A 26,732-nucleotide genomic window follows, 5' to 3' on the forward strand; every position below is an offset into this window, starting at 1 on the left:
CCTCCTACATTCGTTATACCTTTTTGTTAAGATACAGCAATTACACCATTTACTACATGCTTTACTTTAATTAATTATTAAAACAAGAGCATCATTTCCAGAGCTATATCTTTTTACCTTGATAATTCTTTTTTGACTTCCTCTTTAATTATCCCACTTATATTCACGTTAAGATCCCCTACCCAAAAATCAGTCATAGTTTCAAGATCGTATAGATCCTCTATTACTTTTTTAATAGCAGCATTTATTTCTTCTTCGTCAAATTCCTTTATAATAGGTCTAATCTTCACATACCCTGGAGAGCCTTTACCATAAATTCCTTTGCTTTTATTAATGCAGCCACCTGCACCAGATCTACTGCTTCTCAAACCACTTCCACACTCTACTGTTTCATACTTGATTTCACCATTTTCTATATATGCTATTTGATTGTCTTGTGTAGACTTCAGTTTATCTGCCTTTACAATTTTCTCCTCTAGCTTTAAATCTTGCTTATGAATTACTGTTTCCTCATAACCCTTACCACCGTATGTTCTATACTCACCTCCACCTGCAACAGTAATCAGTTGCTGGCAATGTTGCTTCTGCGAATTGCACATTTCTATGAAAACAGGTCCCCCGTCCTTATCTGAGAAGTTACTTTCCTGGTTACCCCCTCCCTCTGTGACTTGCACCTTAATTATAGGATAATTAGGATCGATTTTCAGTTTAGCTTTAATATAATCTCCTGGCATCCCTACTCTGCTTTCAGTAGAATGGCATTTTTGATTGTCACAGCCACTACCTTGTATATGACCTGCTTCACCACTTCCCCACGCTTCTATTTTAATACGATCAAATTTTATTGATAAGTCATCTGTATAAACATCTTTATTTTTATGATCATAGGATTTTTCATTATTTTTTTCAAGATCTGGTTTCTTATTTTTCAGATGTTCCTTGATTATCTCTTTTAATTTTTCTTTTAATTTCTTTTTGAGACCTTCTAAATCGAACCTACACAATTTATCAGCGTAAAAAACCTCTGTTCTGTTTGCTTTAATCAGTTGATCTTTTAATTGTGTACACTTTCGTACTTCATTTTTTTCATCTCTTAATACTTTACCATCCTTATCTTTACAATCCACTTCCTCATACCTTAAGTAGAATGGCTTATCATCTTCATTTTTATTCAAATATTGTTTTGAACGGCTACACTTTCCATCAAAGCAGATGCAACCATCATCACCTTGCTCACATCCTTCTTTATGCTCTACATCCGTCAATTTGTATACTACTTTCAGTCCTTCACCAGATTTTAATTTTTCGTCTATTTTGCTATCTTTCTTCACACAATAACTGCATTCTTCCTTCTTCTGCTCATTTTCATCAGGGAAGAAAACATACTCTTGCTTATTAAATATTATTTTATCCAACCTCTCTTGAGTTTCTTTCAAAGGGTAAACTATTTCCTTGCTTGGAAGATAATAGAACTGATTTGATTCCTTGGAGTAAACAGCATTGTATTTAGTATATCTTGTTCCCATTAATTTTAGTGGTATTATTTTATTTTCTCTTTTAAGAACAAACTCCTCTGGTTCTGGCTGCCATCCAGAAAGACAAAGCATTTTACTGTTAGAATTTCCTTTATACTTTACTTCTATTTCCGGCTGCCCAGAGTTATTAAATTCACATTGAATAGATTTGTCTTTTAACTTTTTCTCAAAATCATTAAAACTATAAAAACTTCCGCCTTTAGAACATTTAATTTGCACATCAGGAACATAGCCATATTCTTTCAGAACTTTAAATTGTTGCGGATTACTTTCTAATATACCTTCTATAATATTATCAATATTACTATCAGTTGTTTTTGCTACTATTGCTGGTTTTACTACTTTTAAAGATAGGGGGCCAATGTTTATAGGATGGTTGAGGTCAGTATTAACATTAAAAGTACAGGAACCATTACTATAGGTTCCATGTGCTTTAGCACAAGTGCTCTCACTCATCTTCATTTCTACTTTCAATGTATTTGCATTTACTATCTCCACTATCTCAGGTTCTGGAGCAGGTGGTGCAGGAAAACAGCGGATGAACTGTGGATTGTTTTCATCTATACTTTGAGTTCCAAGGTATTCAGCGCAGAGCTTATCTTTTTCTCTATAAGTTTTGAAGTAGTACGTGATGCCATCTTTGTCTAAAATAGAGCGCCACTCAGCTTTATTTTCTCCATACCCTTTAGGGAAATCTAATTTTTCTCCAATCTCTCCGTCTCTTCCTTTCAGATCACCAATGATTACCTTAACCTTAGGATTAAAGTAATCATTGTCTTTATCTGTTATAGGAACAATTCTAACTTGTGGAAGCGACATTGCAAGTTGTTCACAAAATGGAGGGGGGCCAGGTGCAAGTGGAACAGGAGCACATTTTACTGCCGTTTGGTAGCAGGTATCACAGACTTTTTCCATCTCCCCAGGACGGAAAATATTCTCACCCAAAAATACTCTAGAACCCCATGAAGAAATTCCTGACATACAAGCCCCTTTTTGACTGCAAGCACATATTTTAGGAGAGTTAGCGAATCTTCTTTTTTCCTCATCAGTAACACCGTCTGCCCATTCCCATTTAAGACCCCGAGCAATTTCTCCTCCAGCTTTTGTTTTATCTCCTTCCCAGTCGATAAAAGCTGCAGCAGAAACTCCAGCTCCTGTACCTTGCGTTCCATATATCTGGCGGCAGGATTCCCCACTTTGTAAGTCATAACAATAACTTTGTCCATCATAAGCACATACTCTAATTTTGGGATTAAAGTAACCATCAACTCCTTGATCTTTTATTGCTTGCACCTTAATTTCCTTTACCCAATCTCCACCAACTATTGCTTCCCACCAAGTATTACTTTCTACAAATGTTGGACAATCAGCATATCCTTGATACGAAAGACCAAGTATCAAAAAAAATATCAATAAGAAATTAAGCCTTACACTTCTCATAAAATACCGGTAACCACTCATTAACTTCTTCTCCTTTTTCTTTTATTGCCTCATACATATACTTTATAGTCTCTTTGTTAGCTGAAAGTACATGTATTTCTTGCATATCCTTCAAATCCAGATTTAAGGTTACTAATCCTTTGTACTGTTTTATCAAAAATAAACCTTCCTGTGTTGGCGTCTGCAGAATTATATTCAGCTCCTCTTTCGATAGAGAAAATGCCTTCATGTATAATCTATTTGCATTGACGTTCGGCATCAAGATTCTTGTATCAACATGTTTATCTAAATATTGAGTAAATTTGCTAGCAAATGCGAGATTTAAATTCTCAGTACTTAGGATTACTACAACATTTAGTTCCGTCATTCTTTGCATCCAGTTATCAAACTCTTTCTCTGTAGGAAAAATATTACTTATCTCCCATGCTTCATCCAAAACAAGTATTGCAGCCGAGCCATCACATTTTGCCTCAAAAGAATATAAAAAATAGTAAAGTATCACGGACATACATTCCTTTTGTTTTGTAAGGTTTGCGGTGTTGAGAGATATAATTTTTGTTTCCCAGTCAATATCTGATTCATCACCATCTTGAAATAAGTAAGCAAAGTCACCATCGTCACACCATCTACTTATCTTACCCCCAAGGAGCAAGAGCACCTCAGAAATTTGTGAAATAGAACGTGATTCCTTGGGTATAGCAAATATAGAATCCACAATTTTTCTTATCTTTTCTTCTACGTACACCAAGCTCGTATCGGCTACCATTCTTCTGATCAGTTCAACCAACATATTGCGATTGGAAGCACTATCTTCAATGTTTAGTGGATTAAATTTTAGGCTTTTGTCCTTATATTTTGGATCGATTATGTAATATTTACCACTCACTGCTTTAGTAAAAATTATTGATTTTCCAGTGTTATCCAATATGACAATTCTTGGGTTAAACTTTCTTGATTCTGATAATAGAAAATTAATGAGTGAAGTTCTGCCTGAATTTGGAGCTCCGAGTATCGTAGTATGGCCATTATTTCTTTTTCCATGAAAATTAAAGAAGTAAGGATTTCCTTTTTTTGAAAAAAAAATCATTACCGCTTCTTTCCACCTTCTTCCTTTTAATGTACCTGACGTAAAATCGTGCAGCATAGCAAAGCTGCAAGCGTATTTTGTTAAGATATTTTTCGGTTGCGTAATAAAAGCAAAATTGCCTGGAAGTTGTGCCCAAAAATGACTTTCCATATGTAAATCAGTTCTAAACATCATGAAGCCAACTAATGACATTATAGAAGATAAATCACTAATACTTTCAGCTAACTTATTCCTATCATCTGCAAATATTGTAAAAATAATTTTCTGTTGGCAGAAGTCTATACTAGAGGTCTTTTCAAGCTCTATTATTTCTTCAATTCCTGAGCTTTTAAGTAAGGTATTATCCTCACTAATTTGCAGCATGTTGATTTGTTTTTTAAATTCTTTTATTGCTTTGTTATTACTAGTAAATATCATTATTTCTGTAATGATAAATTCAGATTCAAGCTGCAAGCATCTATCTATATTACCTAAAGAGATTTCCCGGTATTCTTTTATGCTGAAAATAGAGCCAAATTTCTGTTGATTTTCAAATATTGTTTGAAACGTATTGAAACCAAAAGCTATTTTAAAATTTCTAATATATTGCGACAGGTCCCTTTCATGTATTGGATAATCTTTGTGCGTTAATGTAACAATATAGTGGAGAAATTCTATCATTTCAGAATATATTTTACCTTCACTAAACCTTAGACTCAGTTTTTTAGCTCCAAAAGGTCCTAAATCATTTTGAATTACGTCAGTTATCTTTTGCAACTCCTGATGGCTTTCTTGTAAAGACAACTTATGCTTATTCTTTATTCTATTGAAAAAAAACGAATTATTAGTATGCTTGCCAAAATCGCTAAACAATATTACAATGTATAGTTCATTTATATACTGTAATTTACTATCAGTTAGTTTATTAAACCACGTTGAATGTAGGTTGTCAGAGAAGTCTTCAGTTTTATTCCATTTCAAGCTCAGTTTATTGCTCTTTCTAACGGTATGAATCCAAACGGTAAAACACAGGCTATTAATATTTTTTGATATGCTTTTTCTAATTTCAGTTCTGAGGTCGCTGTAGTTATCAACAGAAGAATAATCTTCTAACTTGATTATTTTTAACAATTCTCCCTGTTTTGTTAGTATGGTTTCTTCATCGTAATGACAAGCATAAGGAACAAAATCTAAATCAATGCTTTCTAGTAATGCTAAGTTGTTCTTTTTTTTAAGCTTAGAGTTAACTGTTGGTACTTTTAACTGCATATGCGTATTCAATAAAGATAATTAAAAAAGATAAAAATACTATCTTAATTTTTATCTTTTTTTTCGCTATCGGATTGTAATTTTATATCTTTTGCAAAGTTAAATTTTTCTTTTAAGTAGTCTGTTGCCTTTTCTGTACTACCGAACATCAGGACCAGTACACCAAACATTATCATAAAAAAGATTAGACCTCTGAACACTACTGCAAGTATCACTGCAGCTATACACAACCCTATGATTGTTGAAGGACTCATATTTTCTACAGTATCTTTAACTGAAAATGAAGAAATAAAATTTTTTACCGTTTCTTGTATACCCTTTAATTCATCACTCGCCGAACTTGCTTCGCTAGAATATGATGCAAAAATGAAACTTAATAAGGCTATAAAAACCAAAACTTTATTCAATTGAATGCGCATCAACTAAATACCTTTTAAACATTTCTTAAATATAACAACTTTTATATCAATAGGCAAGAACTGAATTCACTTATCCACTACAAGTAACACATATTTAATTTTTACAGACGTGAACATGCTGTAAGCTCTTTATCATCAACAAGAGGACTCACATTAATGGATGTTAATTTACTTGATAGGAAGTTTGAATGCAATTCAGCTACTGCTGCTATAGCAAACACTGCAGCCATAGCAAGTAGTCCTGCTCCTATCAATCCTGATGTCATTGCTCCTGCAACAATGCACCCTATTGTGGAGAGAGCACAACCTGCTACAAGTGCAACGTGAAGATTTCTGTTATTGGGTTGGTTTTTAAGTAGGATATCTTTCTTAACTTGATCTGGATTTGCTTGACCATCTGAGTTTTCATTTTCTTGCATTTTTGGCTCTTTTTTTACAGTCTGCTCTGGCTGCACTTGAGTCTCGTTTTCTTTTGGGGATTCCAAATTTGATTCTAATAACTCAGTTTTTTCTCCACCCTCTGGTTGTAAGCCATTATCTTCTTCAACAGAGCTCAATGTTGAGTTTAAACTTTCCTCAGATGAAGTGCTTGCTATTGATGTTAAACTGTTTTTTCTACTATTTATTGGTGATATCGAGTTTTTTTCACTCAGTCCAGGTGAGTTTATTCCACTATCTGAACCACTACCGTTACCAAGCTTAGGAGTTTTTATATTCTTCTTTAATTGCTCCATAACTTTACTATATTTTCTAGATACCTCTTTCGGAATATCTAATTGGCCAAGTATTTTAGTATCACCACTTTTTTTCTCAGCTACATTCAAGGGTGTTTCTTGTGTGTTGTTTTGCTCTTCAATATGTCCTAGCTGCATTTGATCTTCAATATTTTCTTCAACAGCATTTGGTATTGAGCTTACACTGCTGCTCCTTTTAGTAATCCCTGAAATTATTTCTAATATTTTCCCTCTTCTTGTTGGTGATCTTTGTAATTGTTCTCTTTCATTGTTAGATACTGAAAGCTCGACCTCTAATTTCATTACTTCTGTTTCCAACACTGGAAGAAATTTTTTGGTGTAATAATTATAAGATTCTTCTTGCTCTTTCAGTGATTTTTCTAATTTAATTAATACATTAGGATTAGCCTCTTTCTTGAACAACTCTATGCATTTTTTGATAGTTCCATCTCCATTTTTTTTTGGGCTTTCATGATTATGTGTTTTTTTTGTTACCTTTTTGTATATAGTGTTGTGCAATTGTTGGTTAATATCTCCTGTATTATTCTGAGATTTTTTTAAAGGACTTAGCATAACATTCCTCCATACATAATAAAATGTATAGATACCTTTTTAGCGTTAATTTTACATTAAAACTGGGCAATTATGCCATATATGGATAATTTGCTTATTGTGAGGTCGCTTAACTATTTGCTTTCTGGGCTTTCTACTTCTACAGATTTGCTCTCAATATAATTGTTTGCCTGTTGAACTAACATATTCACTACTTCTTTTACAGGCTTTTCCCTATCAACCATGCCAACACTTTGGCCAGCCATTAAAGATCCTGTTTCAACATCTCCTTCAATCACTGCCCTTCTTAAAGCTCCAGCCCAGAACTTTTCTATTTCAAGCTGCCCATCTTCTTTTGAGATCTGTCCCTTTTGGTATTCATCAATAACTTCTTTTTGACGCTTCATGAAGTCATCGCTTGCTTTGTTGGCTATAGCTCTTACAGGAATTACAGGAAAATCAGCACTTATCTGTACAGAAGGTATTGCATTACGTGCGGCCGATTTAATAAACACTTCCTTGAAATTTTTGTGGGCAATTGACTCATTAGTGCAGACAAATAATGTACCTATTTGACAGCCACTTGCTCCCATTTCCAGGTAATTAACTATCATTTCACCTCTTCCTATTCCACCTGCAACAAACACTGGTATTTGTTCATTTTTAAAATGAGGCAATATCTCTTGTGCAAGAACAGAAGTGCTAACTGGACCTATATGCCCACCTGCTTCCATTCCTTCTATTATTAATGCATCTACTCCCATTTTTACTAACCTTTTCGCAAGGCTTAATGCTGGTGCAAAGCACATAACTTTAATGCCTGCACCCTTGATTTTTTCTATATTAGGCTTTGTTGGCAGTCCACCGGCAAGCACTATATGGCTCACTTTCGTTTCAATACACACATCTATCAACTCACTCAACTTTGGGTGCATAGTAATTAGATTTACACCAAATGGCTTGTTAGTTAATTGCTGCGTCTCTATGATTTCTTTTTTTAGCAAGTCTGGAAACATTGCACCACATGCAATCACACCAAAACCACCAGCGTTTGAGATTGCTGAGACCAAGTTTCTCTCTGAAACCCAGCTCATAGCACCACCCATTATAGCAAACTCACTGCCAAGAAAATCTGTCCCTTTTTTCCAGAGGCTACTTAACATATAACCTATATCATACGTTTAAAAATGTTTTGTTTATCTATAAATGTGTGTTTTAAGGCGCCAAGTATATGTAAGATTATAAAGAGTACCATAAAATATGCAAGCATCGAATGTAGCTCGTTAGCCGTGTTAGCTAGGTCTTTGTTTTGATTAATCAACAAAGGGATATGAAAAAAATATTTGATCTGTTTGCCAGAAGCAGAAGACATGACATAGCCAGATAGTGGCATTAGCACCATCAAAGAATATAAACCAAAGTGTACTGCTTTACTTATATTGATTACAAACCGAGAAAAATTTGCTGGAAGTGGTGGAACATAAGTAAAGACACGAAAAAATATGCGTACTATGATTAATCCAAGAATAGTGATACCGCAAGCCTTATGAATAGCGTATATGTTGAACTTAATTTCATTGCTAAGTGGTAAGCTTTTCATATAAAGTCCAGAGCAAAGCATACCGATAATAAAAACAGCCATCAACCAATGGATAACCCTTAAACCTAGGCTATATTTATCGTCTTCCATTTTGATTACCCTAAAGTAGCATTTATATAATAGAAAAACTATTTTTCAATCAAAATCATTAAAGCAATTTAGATTTACCGACAATGTAGCTATACAAATTCGACCCAGCCGGAAGTCAAGGGCACCTAAATCAAGAAACGGATTAAACGAAAAACTTACTTGACAAACTCCGCCAGCCTCCTTATCATGAAACTGAAGCTATTTATTTATCTTCTCTGTACAGATTAAATGACAAAAAAACTCAACGTATCTGGCGTCTCATGTTTAATTTTTTGCACTATGTGCACTCTATGTCTTTATCAAATTTCTAGGTTTTTACCTATACAAGTTGAAATACGCTTATAAAGCATTTAAAACATCAAAAAACGCCAACTTAAAAAATGGATAGTGAATAATTAGCTACCCTAGGGTTTCTTTTGCCTTTTTTTCTGTTTAGTAAATTTCTTAAACATTTATGACTAAAGGTTAGTTGCATTAAAAAGCAGCTAAATCGCGGTTATTAAGCGTTTAGAATAAAAAAACGCCATACTTGAAAGTATAATGTAAGTAATTAGCCAACCACGGGGCTTCTTTTGCCTTTTTTTCTGTTTAGTAAATTTCTTAAATATTTATGGCTAAACGACAATCGTCATCCCTGTAAAGGTCAAGTATCCCGCTACGTGTTAGCGGCTAAGAGATACCCGGCGGTATGACGGTTCGTGATGGCATGACGATAAGGTTCCAGTGTCAAGCGTTTGGCATGCAAATTTCCTTAAACGTTCGTAAGCTTAAAACTTTACTTTAGATCAAACTGCTGTATAGTGACTTTATAGCTTCAATTTTGTAATGAATATACCTAGTATAGAAAATTGTGATCTTCACAATAAAACCGTCTTACTCAGAGTTGACTTCAATGTTCCTATAAAAGATGGAGAAATTCGTGACGTCACTCGTATTTTGAGAGCATTGCCTACTATTCAGTATTTAGTGAATGCGAGTGCAAAGATTATTATTATATCACATTTTGGACGCCCAAAGGCCAGAGACAATAATCTGTCGCTAAAAAATGTAATTGACACTTTATCGCAGTTACTAAATAAAAAAGTGAAATTCATTGACGATTGCTTTGGTGAAAAAGTACAAAGAGCAGTAAGTGTTATGGATGCAGGAGATATAATATTACTAGAGAATCTAAGATTTTATAAAGAGGAAGAGCAAAGTGACTCAAATTTTGCCAAACAACTAGCATCTCTAGCGGATATATATGTAAATGATGCATTTTCTTGCTCTCACAGAGCTCACGCTTCTATTTCACGCATTACAGAATTTTTACCCTCTTATGCAGGGTTTTGCTTGCAAGATGAGCTAAAGTATCTTGAAAAAGCTGTATCGTTTAAAGCTAAACCTATTACTGCGATAGTCGGGGGAGCTAAAATATCAACTAAAATAAAAGTGCTTATGAAGCTAACAGAAAAGGTTAATTACCTAGTTCTAGGTGGTGCAATAGCCAATAATTTTTTGTCATTTAGCAAAGTAAATATAGGGAAATCTTTCTTTCAAAATGGTGTTGACGACCTTCTGCATAATATTCTTGAAACAGCAAATAAAAACAATTGCAAAATAGTTGTGCCAGAAGACGTTCTGGTTGCAGTAAACTCTGATTACAGCACTAGTATTTCAAGAAGAACTGAGTCCATTTTGGACGGTGATATAATTTTGGATATCGGACCACAAACTTTGAGTACAATAAGCAGTATAATAGCAAGCAGTAAGACTCTGCTGTGGAATGGACCTATTGGTGTTTTTGAACATTCAGCTTTTGCAAGCGGTACAATAGGGGTAATGAAAATCGTAAGTGACTTAACGCACAAAGGAAAGTTAACCAGCATAATAGGGGGAGGCGATAGTCTATCTGCAATAAGCGCTGCAGGCCTTGCCGATAAGGATTTTACATATGTTTCCACTGGTGGAGGAGCATTTTTAGATTGGTTAAGTGGCGATGAAATGCCGGGAGTTGCTGCTCTGCAAAAACGATTAGATTAAAACTTTTTTAAATTATTTCTTATAGGCTAGCTTTTTTGTGAACGTGATTATGTCGAAGACAGTTAAACTAATTTTGTGTTTAATAATACCAATAATAGGATTTATTTTTTATATTAAGGATCATTATTTTCACACCGGCTATGTAGAAGAAAATGTTGAAGTCAATTTTGAACCATTTTTCAGTTCACAACCAGCCACCGTTTCAGAATTAACTGACTTCGATAGAGGAGTGTTGAAAGTTTGTGGAGATTGGGGAGCACATCCAGATAAAGAAGATTTCAAAATTTTACTTAGTTGTCCGCAGCATCAAGAAGTAGTGAAAGGAATATATAAGTGATTACGCCAGATGCGGATTTGGAGTTACTTAAAGATGAACTGGCTAACATTTGGTTTACAAATAGTGGAAGTGAAAAAGAAACTATAGGGTTTGGACATATTTTTTGTGGTGAGCCAAACGATAAATTAGGTGGTATGCATTTTGTAGGTAGATATGTTGAAGCTCAAGAGGATAAATGGGCAGTTGGAATCCTGTGCAATGAATCAGATATTAAGCCGCCGGTTTATACATTTGGAATGAAATATTTGGGTAAGGATGGGGAAGTGAAAGTTAAATGCCCAAATGGATACGCATATAACCTTCATGCCGATAATTTCTGCAACTAAGGCGTTTAAGGAATTAGGAAAAGATGGAATGTGTCTATATGAAATGGAAGATGACAATTATCAATCAGTGTTTGTAAGAAAGAATGATGCTATACTCACGTTCTATCCTGACTTAACACCAAAATGTGATGATAAGAGTACTTATTGTAGTTGCGGTAAATCTTAATTTCAAAACCAATAGGGTGAACAAATGATAAAAATGCTATAGGGTGTAGCAAATCTAAATGAGTTAAAATTTTGATTAAAGGGTTTTGTGAATAATAATGAAGAAGGGCATTATTCGTCTAATAAAAGCAATTCAATACTCTTGTGAAGGAATAAAATCAGCTTTTATATCAGAAATTGCGTTCAGACAGGAGTTACTGCTTTTTATAGTATGTGTCTCAATTTTGTTTGTTTTGGATGTATAGCCTTTCTTATAATAGTCCGAATGCGATAAGATATGTGTTTATGGCTATAGCAGGCCAGTAGCATATTACGGTCTGTTCGGATTATTGTAAAAAGAGCTATAAGAACCTGTCTTGAAAGGAACTAAGCAGCTAATTTAGCAAGCATAATAGTAATCATATTAAAGGAGATATTAGTTTTTGAAGTAAGAGGAGAATGCTCATAATCCTTGCTCATACGTCTAAAATTGGAAAGCCAAGCAAAAGTTCTTTCAACAATCCACCGTTTAGGAATAACTTGAAATCCTACAGCATCAGCTGCTTTTTTAGTAATCGTCAATAAACATCCTGTTTTCAATAAACAGTAATTTTGCAATTTACCAATATATCCCTGATCAGCGAGAAACCTTTGTAGCGTTGAAGCTTTTCGTTTAGCTTGAGTAAAAAGATTTAGAGCACCATCACGATCTTGAATGCCTGCACTATGAACATCAGCTGTAATAATTAGGCCTATTGTATCCACAATGATGTGACGTTTTCTACCCTTTATTTTCTTGCCAGCATCATATCCTCTGGATCCCCTTTTTGAGTGGTTTTCACTGATTGACTGTCAATTATTCCTACCGAAGGTATTTCATTTTTGCCAACCATTTTTCTTACCTTTTTTACTAACATATCGTGTATTTCTTCCAATTTGCCACTATTACGCCACCTGAGAAAATAATCATACACCGTTTTCCATGGCGGAAAATCTTTTGGCAGCATTCTCCACTGGCAACCACCTTTCATTATGTATCTTATTGCATTAATAATTGTTCTAATATTGTACTTTCTTGGCCGTCCTACTGCACCTTGTGCAACACTTGGCTCCAAAATTTCCCATTCTTTGTCACTTATATCACTTGGATACATTTTTACCTACTATTTTTTACTTATCTCATCATATTCTCTTTCTCATTTCTTTTCAAGACAGGCTCTCAGTGGTGCTTAATTTTTTCAATTGATGGTGACTAGTAGCCCTACTATGATGTGGATCTATGCTCGCTTATAACTAAAATTTCACTTCCACCAAGGGGATATTATTCCAGCTATTGCTTCCATAGTCATCAATAGAAGCATTTAAGTAATCTGTATCAAAGCGCACGGGCACATCAAATTCAAAGCTCGCAGTGATTATCACATCTTTTACTGGTGGCTTCATAAATGTTATTTCTCCAGTTGAATAATTTACTGAATATTCACTCTCTTCTTTACCATTTAAATAAATCTTTACTGTCCCATGTACTGGCTTTTTGATCATACGTATATGCTTATCTTCCCCACTTACATAAGTTTTGATTAGCTGAAAAGTCGTTTTTTTGTTATCTCCTATACCAATCTCTTGATTAATGGCTATAAAATCCGACCAATCCTTAAAACGAAACCCTGTTGCTTTACCTTTTCGTGCATGAAAAAATGTTATTAGTTCCAGTAGTTGCTCGTTTGATCTGACCCCGTAAGCTATGTTGTATCTAGTGCGTGCATGAGACCAATTGATGTTGCGCTGTTCACAACCATTGTGAGTTGTTACAACGTCAGTGGAAAATTCCGGTCCTCCAGTGGAACCATAAGATATATTTTCTGGAAATCTAATTTCTGTGAATGACATATACCCTCCTGTGAAAGTAAAATAGTTTGGTTGAAGAAAATGTTGTAATTTGAAAGCGTTTCACATAGTAAATGACGCTATGGAAAGTGGATGAGACTACTGAGTTAAACTGCTGTCACACCCACAGTTACTATACTCAGGTTCATTTGAGTTGTCAAGCAAAAAAATAAAATTTTATGGCAAACTGTAACTAGCCTTGCTTGTGACTTAATTCATCTACTTTTTTGCGTAATACATTCAAATCAGTTGCTCCTACAAACAGGCTATCTCCAATTATTAAAAAAGGTGTACCACCTACTCCCAAATCTCTTACTAGAAGCCTACTGTTGTTTATCATTTGCTCAATTTTGTCCGCGTTATCTTTTATGGAATCATTAAAATCGTCCTCATCAATCCCTATGTTTTTCACTATATCCAATATGCTTTCGTCTGAAAATTCTCCTTTGTGACTTAAAGCAGCATGGTGAAAATCGAAATATTTTTCTTTATCGAGAAAATAGACAGCTAAAGCACTTTTTGCTGCCTTTAAAGAAGCGTTACCAAGTATTGGAGCATCCCTAAAGATATACTTAATTTTGCCGTCGTTAATTAACTGCTTTATATCATTCTTTATAGCTTTGCAATGTCCACAAGAATAGTCAAGGAAGCCTACAGCTATAACACTACTATTTTCATTTCCGGAGTAAGGATAAGTAAGGTCAAATATTTGATCCTTGTATTGTGAAATTTTACTTTTGGTTACATTATCTCGAGCAGCGTAACTACTTTTAATCGACTCCTCTTTGAGAGTTTTTACGATCTTATCAAAATTTCTGCTTATATAATTATCTAATTTCTCACCTATATAATCATCGTTTAGCATTTGGCTGCGATTTGAAAGCCAATTGTTTATTATCGGCAAGCTTGCTATTGCTATTATTAAAATTAATAAAAACGATATTCTAGACATACAATTTATTTAAAAACCTACAACATAAAACTTTTAGTACACATTTATCTGTATATTAAAAGAAGCATCTAATGTTAATATATAAAAACATTTGTATCAAGTGTATTTTATAACCAGTTTTGCCTCAAATGCAAACTTTACACAATAAAACTCAAGCACATTACCACAAAGTTCATCAGAAGAATTGGTGATGCAAGTGACAAAACTACCTCCAGAATAGCCAATTATGAGATGCTCTATCTTTTACCGCCACGCTGTAAATACGGCGGTAAAACAAAGTTGATAATTTTATTCCGCTGTGTATAATTTTCCGCGGAATAAACATATGAGTGAACCAATAATTGGCAGAGAAAAAGAAATAGCTATTCTACAAGACAAACTTCTTTCTCAATCAGCCGAATTTATTGCTGTTTATGGTCGGCGTCGTGTAAATGTTGTATTATCTGCATTTTATCAGCATAATATAGAAGTAATGTAATGCAGATATTATGCCGATGCCGAATTATACGATTACTTCTAAAATTGCTAGTTGTCTTATAAGGATTGAAGCAGCAAAAGAAAAAGTGTTACATTTGCCGCTCACTGTATCAATGCTTTTGTCTCTTCGTGAAACTGCACGGCTTTATACCACACACTATTCTACTATGATTGAAGGAAATCGACTTGAACCTAAACAGATTGAAGAGGTTTTAAGTGGTAAAAGCCACTTTCCAAAATATAGGAGAGATGAAAATGAGGTTAAAGGATATTATGCAGCTTTAACTCAAGTTGAACAATGGGCAGCAAGGAGAATACCCATTACTGAGAAAGCTGTTCAAACACTACATGCTCTAGTAATAGCAAGTGGAAAATCTAAAATAAAATCAACACCTTATCGTGATGGTCAAAATGTTATCCGCGATAGTCTTACACGTGCAATAATTTATATGCCACCTGAAGCAAAGGATGTACCAAAGCTCATGAGCAGTATGATTGATTGGATTCGTAACAGTGAGCAAGTGCCTTGCCCAATTATTGCAGGTATTGCGCATTATCAATTTGTAACAATTCACCCTTACTATGACGGTAATGGTCGTACTGCAAGATTGTTGACTACATTAATTTTACACCTTGGTGGGTATGACCTAAAAGGACTTTATTCATTGGAAGAATATTATGCTAAGAATCTAGGAGCGTATTATGAAGCAATCAGTATAGGTCCATCGCACAACTATTACATGGGACGAGCTGAAGCAGATATTACTAAGTGGGTGGAGTATTTTGTAGAAGGTATGGCAAATTCATTTGAGAACGTTTTACAACGTATAAATAAAGAAGAATACCACGCTGATCAGACTGATCTTATACGTAAGCTTGATCCTAAACAACGCAAAGCTCTTGAGCTCTTCCAGGAGTTTTCCGCTATTACAGCTAGTCAGGTTGGCGAACTATTTAATTTTAAGCCTCGTACCAGTGCGCAACTTTGTAAAAAGTGGGTGGAAATGGGGTTTATCAAGATTGTAGATTTTTCCAATAGAGGAAGGAAATACAAACTTAGTAAGCAATATGAGGATTTGATCTCAAATTAACTGAAAGCTCGCTAGGCAGGAAAGTAGTGCATAGGTCAAATTTCAATAAAGTGCTTGAAAACTAAATGTAAACTTAAAATTTTAAAAACTGGAATATGTACAACAACTTACGCGACTTCATCAAAGCCTTAGAAGAAAAAAAGAATCTGATTAGAATTAAGGAGAAAGTTTCAACAGTTCTTGAAATGACAGAAATTCACCGTAGGGTTTTGTCAAACAAAGGGCCAGCGATCATTTTTGAAAATGTTGTCACAGAAAATGGTAAAAATTCGATTCCTGTTTTGGTGAATTTATTTGGTACTATTAAGAGGATTGCATTGGGGTTGAACATAAATCCTGATGAACTAAGAGATCTTGGTAAACTTTTAGCATTTTTGCAATCACCTGAGCCGCCAAAAAACTTTAAGGATGCTATAAAAATGTTTCCTTTGTTGAAAGTCGTGTTATCGATGCGAAGTAAAGTCGTGAGCAAGGCTCCATGTCAAGAGGTAGTGCTAACCGGAGATGAAGTGGACCTAAGTCTACTGCCCATTCAAACATGCTGGCCAAATGAACCTGCACCACTTATCACCTGGCCAATTGTGGTGACAAAAGGACCTACGAAAGACAAACAAGATAATTTCAATCTTGGAATATATCGTATGCAGGTCATAGATAAAAAAACGACTCTAATGCGTTGGCTTGCACATCGTGGTGGTGCAGGTCACCACAAACGATGGAAAGAGAAGGAACAAAATATGAAATTTCCTGCTGCTGCTGTGATCGGTAGTGATCCTGCAACGATTATTGCTGCAGTAACTCCAGTGCCAGAAACATTGTCAGAATACCAATTTGCTGGACTACTGCGAAAGAAGCCGCTTGAGCTTGTAAATTGTAAGACTATTCCACTTCAAGTGCCAGCTCACGCGGAAATCGTTCTGGAAGGCTATGTGAGTTTGGATAGATATCAAGACGAAGGGCCATACGGAGATCACACCGGCTACTATAATTCTGTTGAGCAATTTCCTGAATTTAATATTACTGCAATTACTATGCGTAAAAACCCGATATATCTTAGCACTTTCACTGGCAAGCCACCTGATGAACCATCGATTCTTGGTGAAGCACTCAATGAAATTTTTGTGCCCATTCTTATCAATCAATTTCCAGAGATAGTGGACTTTTATCTGCCACCGGAAGGTTGCTCATATAGAATAGCGATAGTGTCGATAAAAAAATCCTATCCAGGGCAGGCAAAAAGAATTGTTATGGGCATACTTTCTTTTCTAAAGCAGTTTTTATACACGAAGTTTATTATCGTTGTTGATAATGATATAAATGTACGTGATTGGAAGGAAGTAATGTGGGCAATGTCAACTAGGATGGACCCTGTGCGTGATACAATCATGATAGAAAGTGTACCTATTGATTATTTAGACTTTGCTTCCCCTGAAAGTGGACTTGGAGGTAAAATGGGATTTGATGCGACAAATAAAATCCCGCCTGAAACCAAACGAGAGTGGGGAAAGAAAATTGAGATGAGTGAGGAAATAGTAAGGAAAGTCGCGGAGAAGTGGGAGGAATATATGGACTAGACTTCTTGCATAAAAGCAGAAAAAAGTTTGGCGTTTTTTATAATGCCGCGATTTGCATTAACTGATAATTGTGATTTAAGTTCGTCACAGTGCCCTTTTTTTGTCATCCTATAGCTATACCGCCGCGGTATCTCTTAGCCGCTAACAAGTAGTGGGATGACGAGCTTATCGTCATCCTGCCGCGAACCGTCATACCGCGATTCATTCGCGGTATCTCAGCCGCTAACAAGCAGCGGGATACTTAGGGATGACGGTTGTTGTTTAGCTGTAAATATTAAGAAATTTACCAAATGAAAAAAAAGGCAAAAGAAGCCCTGGGGTTATTATCCGCTTTAAAATATTGGCGTTTTTTATGTTTTAAACGCTTGACAAGCGAGATTCAGCCGCTTTTAATTGCAACTAACTTACGCTGCAAATGTTTAAGAAATTTACTAAGCAGAAAAAAAGACAAAGAATCCCCGAGTTAGCTAGTCTTTTACTATCTCTGTCGAGTATTGGCATTTTTTGATGTCTTGTAACGCTTTATAAGCGCGTTCAGCTTATTTAGATAAAAATCTAGATGTAGATGAAGTTTTGTAAAGACATACAGTATCTATATACTGCAAAAAATTGAACATAAGACGCCGATACATTAAGTAATCCTTACCTTTTAATCTGCAGATTGGCGAAAGCAAATACAATAGCTTCAGTTTCATGATAAGAGGGCTGGCGAAGGGTGTCAAGCAATTTTCGTTTCTGCGAGTACCTGAGTTTATTGACTTCATTAGAGCCAAAACTCTTGAGACCTAGGTGATAATTCTATCTAAAAGGATGCCAAAAAAGAGAAGCAACCCTACGTAGGAATTATTTTTAAATATGGACATGCATTGACTGGGATCGTCAGGATTGAAATTTTTGTATTGGCGGTGAAATATGAACCCTACAGCAAGTAGAGCAATATAAAAAATGTTATTTAATGATGATAAGATACCAGCATATAGCCACGTCATAAGAGATATTAAATAAAATCTTTTCAACCAAGATTTTGTTGTATCACCAAAATATAATGCGGTAGATTTCATCCCGAGTTTTTCATCATCTTTTTTATCTTGATGGGCGTATATGGTGTCATAGCTAAGTGTCCAAAAGACGCATCCTATATAAAACAGCAAGGATTCTATACTGATCTGGTTTGTTATTGCTGCTGAGCCCATGAGCGATCCCATATTGAAGGTAAACCCTAAGAACAATTGTGGCCACCAAACATACCGCTTTAATAAAGGGTAAGTAGCTATCATACACATTGAGATTATTCCAAGTATGAGTGTAGTTTTATTAGTTAATAATAAGATTACCAGGGCAATAGACAGTAGCAGTGAAAGTAAAGCCAAAGCCTGCTTTATGTTTAATGCACCACTTGCAAGTGGCCTATATTTTGTTCGTTCAACGTGCGCATCTATTTTTCTATCGAAGATATCATTGATTATGCACCCTGCGGGTCTCATTAAAAATGCACCTATAGTAAACAAAACAAGGAGAAAAAGAACCTGATACGATAGAGAAGTTGAGGCTAAAAGAATACCGCTCAAACTGGGAAATAGCACAAGCCACAAACCCGTTAAACTGTGCAACCTCATTAATGAAAAGTAACGATTGAAATGCATTAATTAAGTGTGATTATGTAATATTTTGCTTACATTAACAAAATTATCGAACGCTAAGTCAGGCTTGAAAACTAGTTCAGGTATAAATCGCAAATCAACATAACACAGTATAGATTTACGTATTGACCATGCAGATTGGTTCATTTCATTAACAACGGTGTTAAGATCACAATTATTCTCAGAAGGATCTCCAGTGCGTCTTTTTTCTGGATCTAAGTAGTCAGCTACTTGAATATTCAATGAAGATAACACAATATATACATCTGCTTTTTTCAAATCTTTACTTAATTTTACGTCAGATACCGCTACATTTTTATTGAACACCTTACCTTCCATTAGAACTCTTGATATTGCTCTATGCAATACCGATGCTATCTTTAGGTTTCTAATTTCCTTTTTCATATCCAGCTACTATAACACCCTTTCTTCTTGCACTAATTGATAAGCTTCCAAAATATCTCCAACTTTAATATCGACATTACCCTCTAGTGATACTCCGCATTCAAAGTTTACACCTACTTCTTTAACATCATCTTTAAATCTACGTAGTGCTTTTAACTTTCCTTCATGCACCAATTTGCCACCACGCATTACCTTAATTAAAGAATCTTTTTTTATGACTCCATCACTTACATAACATCCAATGATATTACCAGCTTTAGATACATTAAATATTTGCCTTACAGATGCAGAACCAACACGAACCTCTCGTGTAACAGGCTTTAACATTTTAGTTAAATACATTCTCATGTCGTCAATGAGCTCGTATATTATGTTATAAGTATGTATTTCTATACCTTTTTGTTTTGCCAAGTCCCTTATTTTTGAGTCCACTTTTACATTAAAAGCTAAAATTACTGCACTTGATGCTTCTGCAAGCAGCACATCTGAATCTGTTATCCCTCCTACTGCTTTGTGTAGGATATTTAATTTCACTTGGTCTTTACCGAGTTTATCAATTGAACTTGATATTGCTTCAATAGAACCAGTTACATCGCACTTTAAAACTACAGATAGTTCTTCTGTTTCGCTGTTATTACGACTGAATATATCTAAATTATTGTCGCCCAAATCTTCTTTCTTTTTCTTGATTAACTCTAGCCTGTATTCAACAATTTCACGCGCCTGCTTTTCAGAATTTACAACAACAAATTTATCTCCAGCATTTGGTACACCATTTAGACCAGTAATTTCAATTGGAGCAGAGGGTAGTGCTGCTTTTTCTCTTTGACCAAGGTGATTAACCATACTACGTACTTTACTGTATGTTGTACCAACTACCAATATATCACCAACCTTTAACGTTCCTTCCTCAACTATCAATGTAGCTGATATTCCTTTCGCTTTATCTATTTTGGATTCTATTACCCATCCAAGTGCTCGACAATCTTCTATTGCTTCTAGCTTCATTAATTCAGCGATTAACAAAATCGTCTCTTCTAGTTTATCTAAATTAGTTTTCTTTTTTGCTGATACTGGCACAATCATAACATCACCACCAAGCTCTTCAGGAATGAGATCATATTGAGGTAAGCTACTCATTACTTTCTCCACATCACCAGGCTCAGATTTATCAATTTTATTAATAGCAACTATAATAGAAACATTTGCTGCTTTTGCATGATTTATTGCTTCAACTGTTTGTTTCATGATTCCATCGTCAGCTGCAACTACTATTACAACTATATTAGTAATATTGGCACCACGTGCACGCATCGCAGTGAACGCTTCATGTCCTGGTGTATCAATAAAGGTAATTTTTTGCTTATCTTTTGTCGTTATTTGATAAGCACCTATGTGTTGAGTTATGCCACCTGACTCTCTTCCTGCAACATTAGATTCACGAAATGCATCGAGCAATGAGGTTTTACCATGATCGACGTGTCCCATAAAAGTGACGATTGGTGGTTTAGGTTTTTTAGGCAGGCTTTCTCTGCCTTCTATAAAAAATAAATCTTTTTCTCTGTTGGTATCGCTCACTCGTTTAGCCGTATGATTAAATTTTTCCACTATTTCACATGCTATATCTGGATCCACCAGATCATCTACTCTATAACTCTCACCGACTTCTTCTTTGAACATTTTTAGCACACTCTTGCTATCTTCTGCCATGCGAATAGATAACTCCCTGATAGTTATTTTGTCTGGTATAATAACTTCTCTTGATATATTTTTACCCTTAGTAAACTTTGACTTTCTACCTCTTATACCAAACCTTTGCTTAAATACAGGGGGTTGTTCAGTTTTTTCATCTATTGCCTGTGCAATTACCAGTTTAGAATGCTTAGAATATATATCTTTGTTGACTTTAAAAGACTTTTTATCGTTGTCCTCATGGTCAATACTATCTTCTTTTGGTTCAACTAAGTGGGTATTACTTAAAACTTGCTTATTTATTTCCTTAGATAAGGCGTCCGCTTCATTTTTCTCGTCAATCTCTTTATTGCTATCTTCTTTTGCTGTTTTCTCTTTTTCTTCTCTCTGATTTCTTTCTTTCAGCAAAGCAGCATTCTGCACAGCATTAATGCGAAAAATTTGTTCTTTCTCTGTTAAAGAACATAATTTACTCTCGTCAAATAAATTATGTTCTTCTGCATCATGAGATTTTTTTCTTCTTTTTTTTACTACTGTAGCTCCAGTACTTGGGCTAGCTGAAGAGTTTAAATTGAGGTCTAATTTAAGCTTGCTTAAACCTTGGAGCGTTAATTTTTTATCACTGATATCTTCATTATTCATATTATTTTATTATATTAATCCAAGCTTTTTACGTGCTTCTATGATTATTGAATCTACTGTATCTTTTAGATCTTCTTTGCTATCGGATGAGGAAGAGAGTATGCTGCAAAACTCATAACTTGATAAATCTGCTATGTCCTCTAAAGTCTTAATATCATGCTTACTAAGAGCAATTTTATTGTCTATTGATAAAGTTAAATTGATTACATCATCCTCCATACCTAAACTTTTTAGCTCTTCTATTTTTCTATCATTTTCTGCTTTCAGGTACTTATTTGCTCTATTGTGAAGTTCGTTTGCAATATCTTCATTAAAGCCCTCTATTGAAGCAAGCTCTTTAATTGAAGCGCTAGATATGTCTTCTACACTTGAAAAACCTTCTGTTACCAATAGCTGACCCATAATCTCTTCTAAGTTTAAAGCTTCAGCAAATAAAGCTGAACATTGACTAAGTTCTTTACTTCGCCTTTCTGATTCTTGCTGAGTGCTTAATATCTCAATTTTCCATCCAACAAGCTCTGAAGCTAATCTTACATTCTGGCCCTTTTTTCCTATCGCTAAACTCAATTGATCTTCAGCAACTATTAACTCTATGCAATTTTCATTTTCATCAATAATAACCTTCGATACTTCTGCAGGAGTAATGGCTTTAATAACGAATTGACCCAAATCTGAGGAGTAATTTATAACGTCAATTTTTTCACCATTTAATTCGTGTATAATAGTTTTTATTCTATCTCCCTTAACTCCAACACAAGCACCTACTGGATCAATGTTCTTGTCGGGAGAGAAAACGGCAACCTTAGACCTTGAACCAGCATCTCTAGCTATACCTTTAATTGTCACTAATCCGTCAGCAATTTCTGGTATTTCTTGATTTAATAATGCCTCCAAAAAGCCTTCATGAGTCCTAGAAAGAATAATTTGACGTCCATCATCAGAGCGCTTAACAGTCTGTATGTAAGCTTTAACCTTATCACCTTCACGAAATGATTCACCACCAGTTAAATTTCGCAATGGAAGATATGCCCTAGTGCCATTTATGTCTATAATAAGATCTGAATATTCTACTTGTTTAACAATACCATACCTTATTTCTCCCACTTTATCTTTAAACTCCTCATATTGCTTTTTTGACTCTTCATCTTTAATTACTTGAGCAATCTTTTGCTGGGCAATTCTTGCTGAAGCAAGATCAGTGTTAAGAGAGAGCAATTCACTAACAGTATCTCCAACTTTTGCATCTCCTTTTATTAATTTAGCTTGTGTAAGCGTAATTGATTCACACTCAGTATTCTCTTTTTCATTTGATTCATCATCAATAACTTTTAGTTTTCTATATGAAGTAACTTTGCCTGTGTTTCTATCTATATCAACTACAATTTTACTTTTGCTACCATATTTTTGATGAGCCACTGCTTCTATAGCACTTTCTAGTGCCTTTATTACAACATCAAAATCTAAACCTTTTTGAAGTGAAAGCTCTCCTGCTGTTTTTATTACATCAAGGCTTCCAACTATGTTATTCTTGTTACTTTTCTGCTTAACACTGCTTTTACGATTAGCAATCATAATAAATAAATCCAATGTAATTAGTTATAATTATAGCTCCAACGGGCAAAGAACACTATCTTAAATGTTAAATGATTGCTAATTTAAGTCAAGTTTTTTCATGTTTTTGTATAACAAGCAACGCAGGAGTAAAGAATAAAGTTAAAACCGTTGCAGCCAATATTCCACTTGCTATGGTTGTTGAAATGTCAACCCACCACTGGCTTGATGGAGCATCATATGTGATTTGTAGCGTAAAAAAATTGATATTTAACCTGGTAATCATCGGTATTAAACCAAGAACTGTGGTTGCAACGGTAAGCAATATTGGCCTAACGCGAGAAATTGCAGCGTTTATTACACATCGCTTGATGTCATTTTTGTGTACCTTAATTTGATGATGAAAGGCATCAAGCAATAGTATGTTATTATTCACTATAATTCCTGCCAAAGCAATTATCCCCACTCCACACATAACAACTACGAAAACTTGTTGGATAAGAAAGAAAACAAAAAACACACATGTTGTGGATAAAAACACTGCTGTCATTACGATAAATATATGGTATACATTATTAAACTGTGTCACTAATACCAATATCATTAGTGTAATCGCTAATATAAAAGCCTTTAACAAAAATGCTCCTGATTTTTGTTGATCTTCTTTGTCGCCTTTAAAATCAATTTTTACTCCCTTGTCCCAATCCTGGGCAATAGAATTCTGAATGAACTTTACTCTTTCATCAACAAGATAGCCAGTATCAACGTCAGCAGAGATTGTCACTGTGCGTAATCCATCAATCCTGTTTAGTTTGTTTACCTTTTTTTCGGGAGCATATTTTACTATGTTGCTCATAGGATACGGGCCATTAACTGTATTGATAAAAAGATTGTCTATAGTCTTCATATTGCGGTCCTTTCTGGGGAAACGGAGTACAATATCGATTTCTTCATCCGTGTTATTTGGTCTATATTTTCCAATCAATACTCCATTTGTAACCATCTTTATAAAATCGCCAATGGTTGCAACACTTACTTCAGAGCTTGTAGCCTTACTCTTATCAACACTCATATTCCACTCTATTTCAGGTGCTGATCTGCTATCTTGAATATTTATAAACCCGGATGAAGGTTGGTTCATAATTTCTAGAATTTTCTCTGCTGCTAAATTCAAACTGGATACACTCCCGCTGAGGTTAATTTGTATTGGCTTGTCAGCCGACGGTCCTGGCTTTTCCTCTTGAACATTAATTATTATTCCTTTCATGTCTTGCACACTGCTCCTTATATCATTTAGTATGTGCTTAGCTTTGCGCCTGAAGCGCCAATCCATAAGTTCTAGTTGTATTCTGGCGATAACGTTGTCTGAAAATGCTCCTGATCTAGCATAAGAAACATGAATTTCTTTTTCAATGCTCAAAATGCGTTCTTCCACTTCTTTGAGTATCAGATCTCGTTCTTTGGCTGATAAGCTTTCTTTTGCTTTAACACTGATTAAAATATTATCTGAATCCACTTTCGGAAAAAACTTTACTCCAGGACCAAAAGTAAAGTACAGCACACTAAATGAAAACAAAACGAATACAGTAGCACATACGAATTTTTTAGGATGATCCAAAACCTTCTCTAGCATGCGTACGTAAGCTCTTATTATAGGCCCAGCATTTTTTATTTCACCACTTTCTATAGCACTCATTTTTTTTATTTCTTTTTTTGAAGTTATCGAAGGCTTACCAAATATTGCACCAAGTGTTGGTATAAAAACCAAAGCCATAATGAGCGATCCAGTCAAAGTTAGGATTATTGTAATTGGTATGTACTGCATGAATTTACCAACAGTATCAGGCCAGAATAATAGAGGAAAAAACACTGCTAATTTAGTTAACGTTGATGATAGAACCGGATAAAACATATCACGAACTGAAGTGTAAAAAGCTTCTACTTTGTCCATTCCGCAGATCATCTTTCTATCGGCATATTCGCTGATCACAATTGCATCATCAACCAGCATGCCAACAGCCATAATTAAACTGAAGAGCACAACGATATTTAAGGTTATACCCATAAAGTAAAGAGCTATTATCCCAATGAGAAAGGAACCGGGTATCGAGAGTGCCACAAGAATAGCAATCCTTGTTCCCATAGAAAGCATCATTATGATCAATATTAACAACACAGCAAATATTATGCCGTTTTCCAAGTCATCAAGCACATCGCGGACGTTTTTTGACTGGTCGTTTAAGTACACCACTTTTAAATTTTCAGGTAATTGATCTTTTGCCTTATCCATTAAGTATTTTACTTGATTTACTGTGTCTATTATGTTTTTTCCGTTACGTTTTGAAATTCCTAGCACGACACTAGGTAATCCATTAATGCGAGCAAATCCTTGGTGATCCTCAAACCTAGGGTATACTTTTGCTATATCTTTGATTCTCAAAACTGCATCGCCTTGAGATCTAATAGGAATATTCATAATATCTTCTATATCTTTTAATAACCCTGATATTTTAATCGAATATTTACCGGTATCATTTTCCAGTGACCCAGCTCCCACTAGTCTGTTATTGCTTGATATAGCTTGGAATATTTCGTTTGATTGAATGTTATATTTTGTTAGAACTGTGGGCTCAACTATCACTTCCACTGTTTCTTTACGCATACCTGCCACTTCAACTTTGAGAACATTTGGCAGAGATTCTATTTCTTTCTTTAGCTTGCGTGCTATTTCAGTTAAGGCTCTTTCTGGCAAATTACCAATTAAGCCGACATTGAGTATCGGAAATAAGCTCAAGTTTATTTCATTTATTATCGGAGATTCCGCTTCAACAGGTAACTTCGATTTTATGTTTGAAAGCTTTGAACGGACATTATCGAGCACTTCTTTATTATCATACTCTGTTCCAAATTCGAGTATCATGTGAGCACCATCATTAGTTGCAAAAGCTCTCAATTCTCTTACACCTTCGATGGATCTTAGTTCATTTTCTATAGGAAGCACTAATAGCTTTTCACTATCTTGAGCAGAAATCCCAGGAAGTCCAACAAACACGCTGATTATAGGAATCTGTATACCAGGATTGCTTTCCCTTGGCATTTTTACATAAACGTATGAACCGAAGATAAAAATTACTATAAGTAATAATACCACCGCCCTGTTTCGCTCTATGAGTAAGCTCTGCATGTTGAATGTTAGCTGAATATGTGCGTTTGTACAATATTATAGTCGAGATACATTGCATATTAATTAATCCTTGTGTAGCTTTAAAACTTTACGCAAATAATTA

The 26,732-nt window shown here is 35.0% G+C and carries 19 protein-coding genes and 1 pseudogene; 6 read left to right on the plus strand and 14 right to left on the minus strand.

The features are described 5' to 3' along the window. Positions 1 to 113: 113 nt before the first annotated feature. From HUB92_RS03570 to HUB92_RS03595, 6 genes are all read right to left on the minus strand, one after another. On the minus strand, positions 114 to 2,975 hold the full coding sequence (locus HUB92_RS03570; RefSeq protein ID WP_209472388.1) for a hypothetical protein: 2,862 nt from the start codon (positions 2,973 to 2,975) through the stop codon (positions 114 to 116). Further along, complete coding sequence (locus tag HUB92_RS03575; RefSeq protein WP_209472390.1) at positions 2,956 to 5,310, minus strand: VirB4 family type IV secretion/conjugal transfer ATPase; 2,355 nt, start codon at positions 5,308 to 5,310, stop codon at positions 2,956 to 2,958. Before HUB92_RS03575 ends, HUB92_RS03570 begins: the two co-directional genes overlap by 20 nt. A gap of 44 nt (positions 5,311 to 5,354) precedes the next feature. Beyond that, entirely contained in the window at positions 5,355 to 5,729 is a 375-nt protein-coding gene (locus tag HUB92_RS03580; protein ID WP_022626145.1) for a hypothetical protein, read from the minus strand. Positions 5,730 to 5,830: 101 nt separating this feature from the next. Then, a complete protein-coding gene (locus tag HUB92_RS03585; protein ID WP_209472392.1) occupies positions 5,831 to 7,036 on the minus strand; it encodes a hypothetical protein in 1,206 nt (401 codons plus the stop codon). 113 nt (positions 7,037 to 7,149) lie between these two features. Then, positions 7,150 to 8,178: an NAD(P)H-dependent flavin oxidoreductase gene (locus tag HUB92_RS03590; protein WP_209472394.1), complete on the minus strand. Its 1,029-nt coding sequence runs from the start codon at positions 8,176 to 8,178 to the stop codon at positions 7,150 to 7,152. Between the two features lie 5 nt (positions 8,179 to 8,183). Further along, positions 8,184 to 8,705, minus strand: coding sequence for a cytochrome b (locus HUB92_RS03595; RefSeq protein WP_010082022.1), 522 nt, complete (start codon positions 8,703 to 8,705; stop codon positions 8,184 to 8,186). An 825-nt stretch (positions 8,706 to 9,530) separates the two neighbouring features. On the opposite strand from HUB92_RS03595, the gene HUB92_RS03600 reads away from it, so the two are divergent. From HUB92_RS03600 to HUB92_RS03610, 3 genes and pseudogenes are all read left to right on the plus strand, one after another. Further along, positions 9,531 to 10,727, plus strand: coding sequence for a phosphoglycerate kinase (locus HUB92_RS03600; protein WP_010963073.1), 1,197 nt, complete (start codon positions 9,531 to 9,533; stop codon positions 10,725 to 10,727). Positions 10,728 to 10,776: 49 nt separating this feature from the next. Beyond that, a pseudogene (locus HUB92_RS07260) lies at positions 10,777 to 11,556 on the plus strand (EndoU domain-containing protein). A gap of 97 nt (positions 11,557 to 11,653) precedes the next feature. After that, on the plus strand, positions 11,654 to 11,800 hold the full coding sequence (locus HUB92_RS03610; protein WP_244663030.1) for a diacylglycerol kinase: 147 nt from the start codon (positions 11,654 to 11,656) through the stop codon (positions 11,798 to 11,800). Between the two features lie 121 nt (positions 11,801 to 11,921). Here the strand turns inward: HUB92_RS03610 and HUB92_RS03615 are convergent. The 3 genes from HUB92_RS03615 to HUB92_RS03625 all read right to left on the minus strand — a co-directional run bounded on the left by HUB92_RS03615 (position 11,922) and on the right by HUB92_RS03625 (position 14,373). After that, positions 11,922 to 12,688 (minus strand): IS5 family transposase gene (locus tag HUB92_RS03615; protein ID WP_410543338.1). Its coding sequence is split into 2 segments (ribosomal slippage): positions 11,922 to 12,361 and positions 12,361 to 12,688, totalling 768 coding nucleotides; the frame shifts between segments, so codons are not numbered across the junction. Positions 12,689 to 12,827: 139 nt separating this feature from the next. Further along, on the minus strand, positions 12,828 to 13,424 hold the full coding sequence (locus tag HUB92_RS03620) for a TIGR02217 family protein (protein ID WP_209472398.1): 597 nt from the start codon (positions 13,422 to 13,424) through the stop codon (positions 12,828 to 12,830). 190 nt (positions 13,425 to 13,614) lie between these two features. After that, the gene (locus tag HUB92_RS03625) at positions 13,615 to 14,373 is read right to left on the minus strand and encodes a DsbA family protein (protein WP_010963174.1); all 759 of its coding nucleotides are present in this window, start codon (positions 14,371 to 14,373) and stop codon (positions 13,615 to 13,617) included. 325 nt (positions 14,374 to 14,698) lie between these two features. On the opposite strand from HUB92_RS03625, the gene HUB92_RS03630 reads away from it, so the two are divergent. The 3 genes from HUB92_RS03630 to HUB92_RS03640 all read left to right on the plus strand — a co-directional run bounded on the left by HUB92_RS03630 (position 14,699) and on the right by HUB92_RS03640 (position 17,515). Beyond that, complete coding sequence (locus tag HUB92_RS03630; RefSeq protein ID WP_007548541.1) at positions 14,699 to 14,851, plus strand: hypothetical protein; 153 nt, start codon at positions 14,699 to 14,701, stop codon at positions 14,849 to 14,851. Positions 14,852 to 14,861: 10 nt separating this feature from the next. Then, positions 14,862 to 15,941 carry a Fic family protein gene (locus tag HUB92_RS03635; protein ID WP_182319894.1) on the plus strand — a complete coding sequence of 360 codons (1,080 nt, stop codon included), beginning with the start codon at positions 14,862 to 14,864 and terminating at the stop codon, positions 15,939 to 15,941. 95 nt (positions 15,942 to 16,036) lie between these two features. Next, on the plus strand, positions 16,037 to 17,515 hold the full coding sequence (locus HUB92_RS03640) for a UbiD family decarboxylase (RefSeq protein ID WP_209472400.1): 1,479 nt from the start codon (positions 16,037 to 16,039) through the stop codon (positions 17,513 to 17,515). A gap of 785 nt (positions 17,516 to 18,300) precedes the next feature. On the opposite strand, the gene ubiA is transcribed toward HUB92_RS03640, so the two are convergent. The 5 genes from ubiA to HUB92_RS03665 all read right to left on the minus strand — a co-directional run bounded on the left by ubiA (position 18,301) and on the right by HUB92_RS03665 (position 26,629). Then, positions 18,301 to 19,158, minus strand: a complete 858-nt coding sequence (gene ubiA, locus HUB92_RS03645) for a 4-hydroxybenzoate octaprenyltransferase (RefSeq protein WP_182319897.1) — start codon at positions 19,156 to 19,158, stop codon at positions 18,301 to 18,303. Between the two features lie 3 nt (positions 19,159 to 19,161). After that, a complete protein-coding gene (locus HUB92_RS03650) occupies positions 19,162 to 19,560 on the minus strand; it encodes a ribosome-binding factor A (protein ID WP_209472402.1) in 399 nt (132 codons plus the stop codon). A 9-nt stretch (positions 19,561 to 19,569) separates the two neighbouring features. Further along, complete coding sequence (infB, locus tag HUB92_RS03655; protein WP_209472404.1) at positions 19,570 to 21,894, minus strand: translation initiation factor IF-2; 2,325 nt, start codon at positions 21,892 to 21,894, stop codon at positions 19,570 to 19,572. A 9-nt stretch (positions 21,895 to 21,903) separates the two neighbouring features. Next, entirely contained in the window at positions 21,904 to 23,466 is a 1,563-nt protein-coding gene (nusA, locus tag HUB92_RS03660; protein WP_070357032.1) for a transcription termination factor NusA, read from the minus strand. Between the two features lie 88 nt (positions 23,467 to 23,554). Beyond that, positions 23,555 to 26,629, minus strand: a complete 3,075-nt coding sequence (locus tag HUB92_RS03665; protein ID WP_209472406.1) for an efflux RND transporter permease subunit — start codon at positions 26,627 to 26,629, stop codon at positions 23,555 to 23,557. Positions 26,630 to 26,732 lie beyond the last annotated feature (103 nt).

It is taken from the genome of Wolbachia endosymbiont of Wiebesia pumilae (assembly GCF_017869285.1).
Classification (GTDB): domain Bacteria; phylum Pseudomonadota; class Alphaproteobacteria; order Rickettsiales; family Anaplasmataceae; genus Wolbachia; species Wolbachia pipientis.

Excerpts from the sequence above, each read along its gene's own strand:
- HUB92_RS03570 (WP_209472388.1), bottom strand. The coding sequence starts at position 2,975 with ATGAGAAGTGTAAGGCTTAATTTCTTATTGATATTTTTTTTGATACTT.
- HUB92_RS03575 (WP_209472390.1), bottom strand. The coding sequence starts at position 5,310 with ATGCAGTTAAAAGTACCAACAGTTAACTCTAAGCTTAAAAAAAAGAAC.
- HUB92_RS03580 (WP_022626145.1), bottom strand. The coding sequence starts at position 5,729 with ATGCGCATTCAATTGAATAAAGTTTTGGTTTTTATAGCCTTATTAAGT.
- HUB92_RS03585 (WP_209472392.1), bottom strand. The coding sequence starts at position 7,036 with ATGCTAAGTCCTTTAAAAAAATCTCAGAATAATACAGGAGATATTAAC.
- HUB92_RS03590 (WP_209472394.1), bottom strand. The coding sequence starts at position 8,178 with ATGTTAAGTAGCCTCTGGAAAAAAGGGACAGATTTTCTTGGCAGTGAG.
- HUB92_RS03595 (WP_010082022.1), bottom strand. The coding sequence starts at position 8,705 with ATGGAAGACGATAAATATAGCCTAGGTTTAAGGGTTATCCATTGGTTG.
- HUB92_RS03600 (WP_010963073.1), top strand. The coding sequence starts at position 9,531 with ATGAATATACCTAGTATAGAAAATTGTGATCTTCACAATAAAACCGTC.
- HUB92_RS03610 (WP_244663030.1), top strand. The coding sequence starts at position 11,654 with ATGAAGAAGGGCATTATTCGTCTAATAAAAGCAATTCAATACTCTTGT.
- HUB92_RS03620 (WP_209472398.1), bottom strand. The coding sequence starts at position 13,424 with ATGTCATTCACAGAAATTAGATTTCCAGAAAATATATCTTATGGTTCC.
- HUB92_RS03625 (WP_010963174.1), bottom strand. The coding sequence starts at position 14,373 with ATGTCTAGAATATCGTTTTTATTAATTTTAATAATAGCAATAGCAAGC.
- HUB92_RS03630 (WP_007548541.1), top strand. The coding sequence starts at position 14,699 with ATGAGTGAACCAATAATTGGCAGAGAAAAAGAAATAGCTATTCTACAA.
- HUB92_RS03635 (WP_182319894.1), top strand. The coding sequence starts at position 14,862 with ATGCCGATGCCGAATTATACGATTACTTCTAAAATTGCTAGTTGTCTT.
- HUB92_RS03640 (WP_209472400.1), top strand. The coding sequence starts at position 16,037 with ATGTACAACAACTTACGCGACTTCATCAAAGCCTTAGAAGAAAAAAAG.
- ubiA (WP_182319897.1), bottom strand. The coding sequence starts at position 19,158 with ATGCATTTCAATCGTTACTTTTCATTAATGAGGTTGCACAGTTTAACG.
- HUB92_RS03650 (WP_209472402.1), bottom strand. The coding sequence starts at position 19,560 with ATGAAAAAGGAAATTAGAAACCTAAAGATAGCATCGGTATTGCATAGA.
- infB (WP_209472404.1), bottom strand. The coding sequence starts at position 21,894 with ATGAATAATGAAGATATCAGTGATAAAAAATTAACGCTCCAAGGTTTA.
- nusA (WP_070357032.1), bottom strand. The coding sequence starts at position 23,466 with ATGATTGCTAATCGTAAAAGCAGTGTTAAGCAGAAAAGTAACAAGAAT.
- HUB92_RS03665 (WP_209472406.1), bottom strand. The coding sequence starts at position 26,629 with ATGCAGAGCTTACTCATAGAGCGAAACAGGGCGGTGGTATTATTACTT.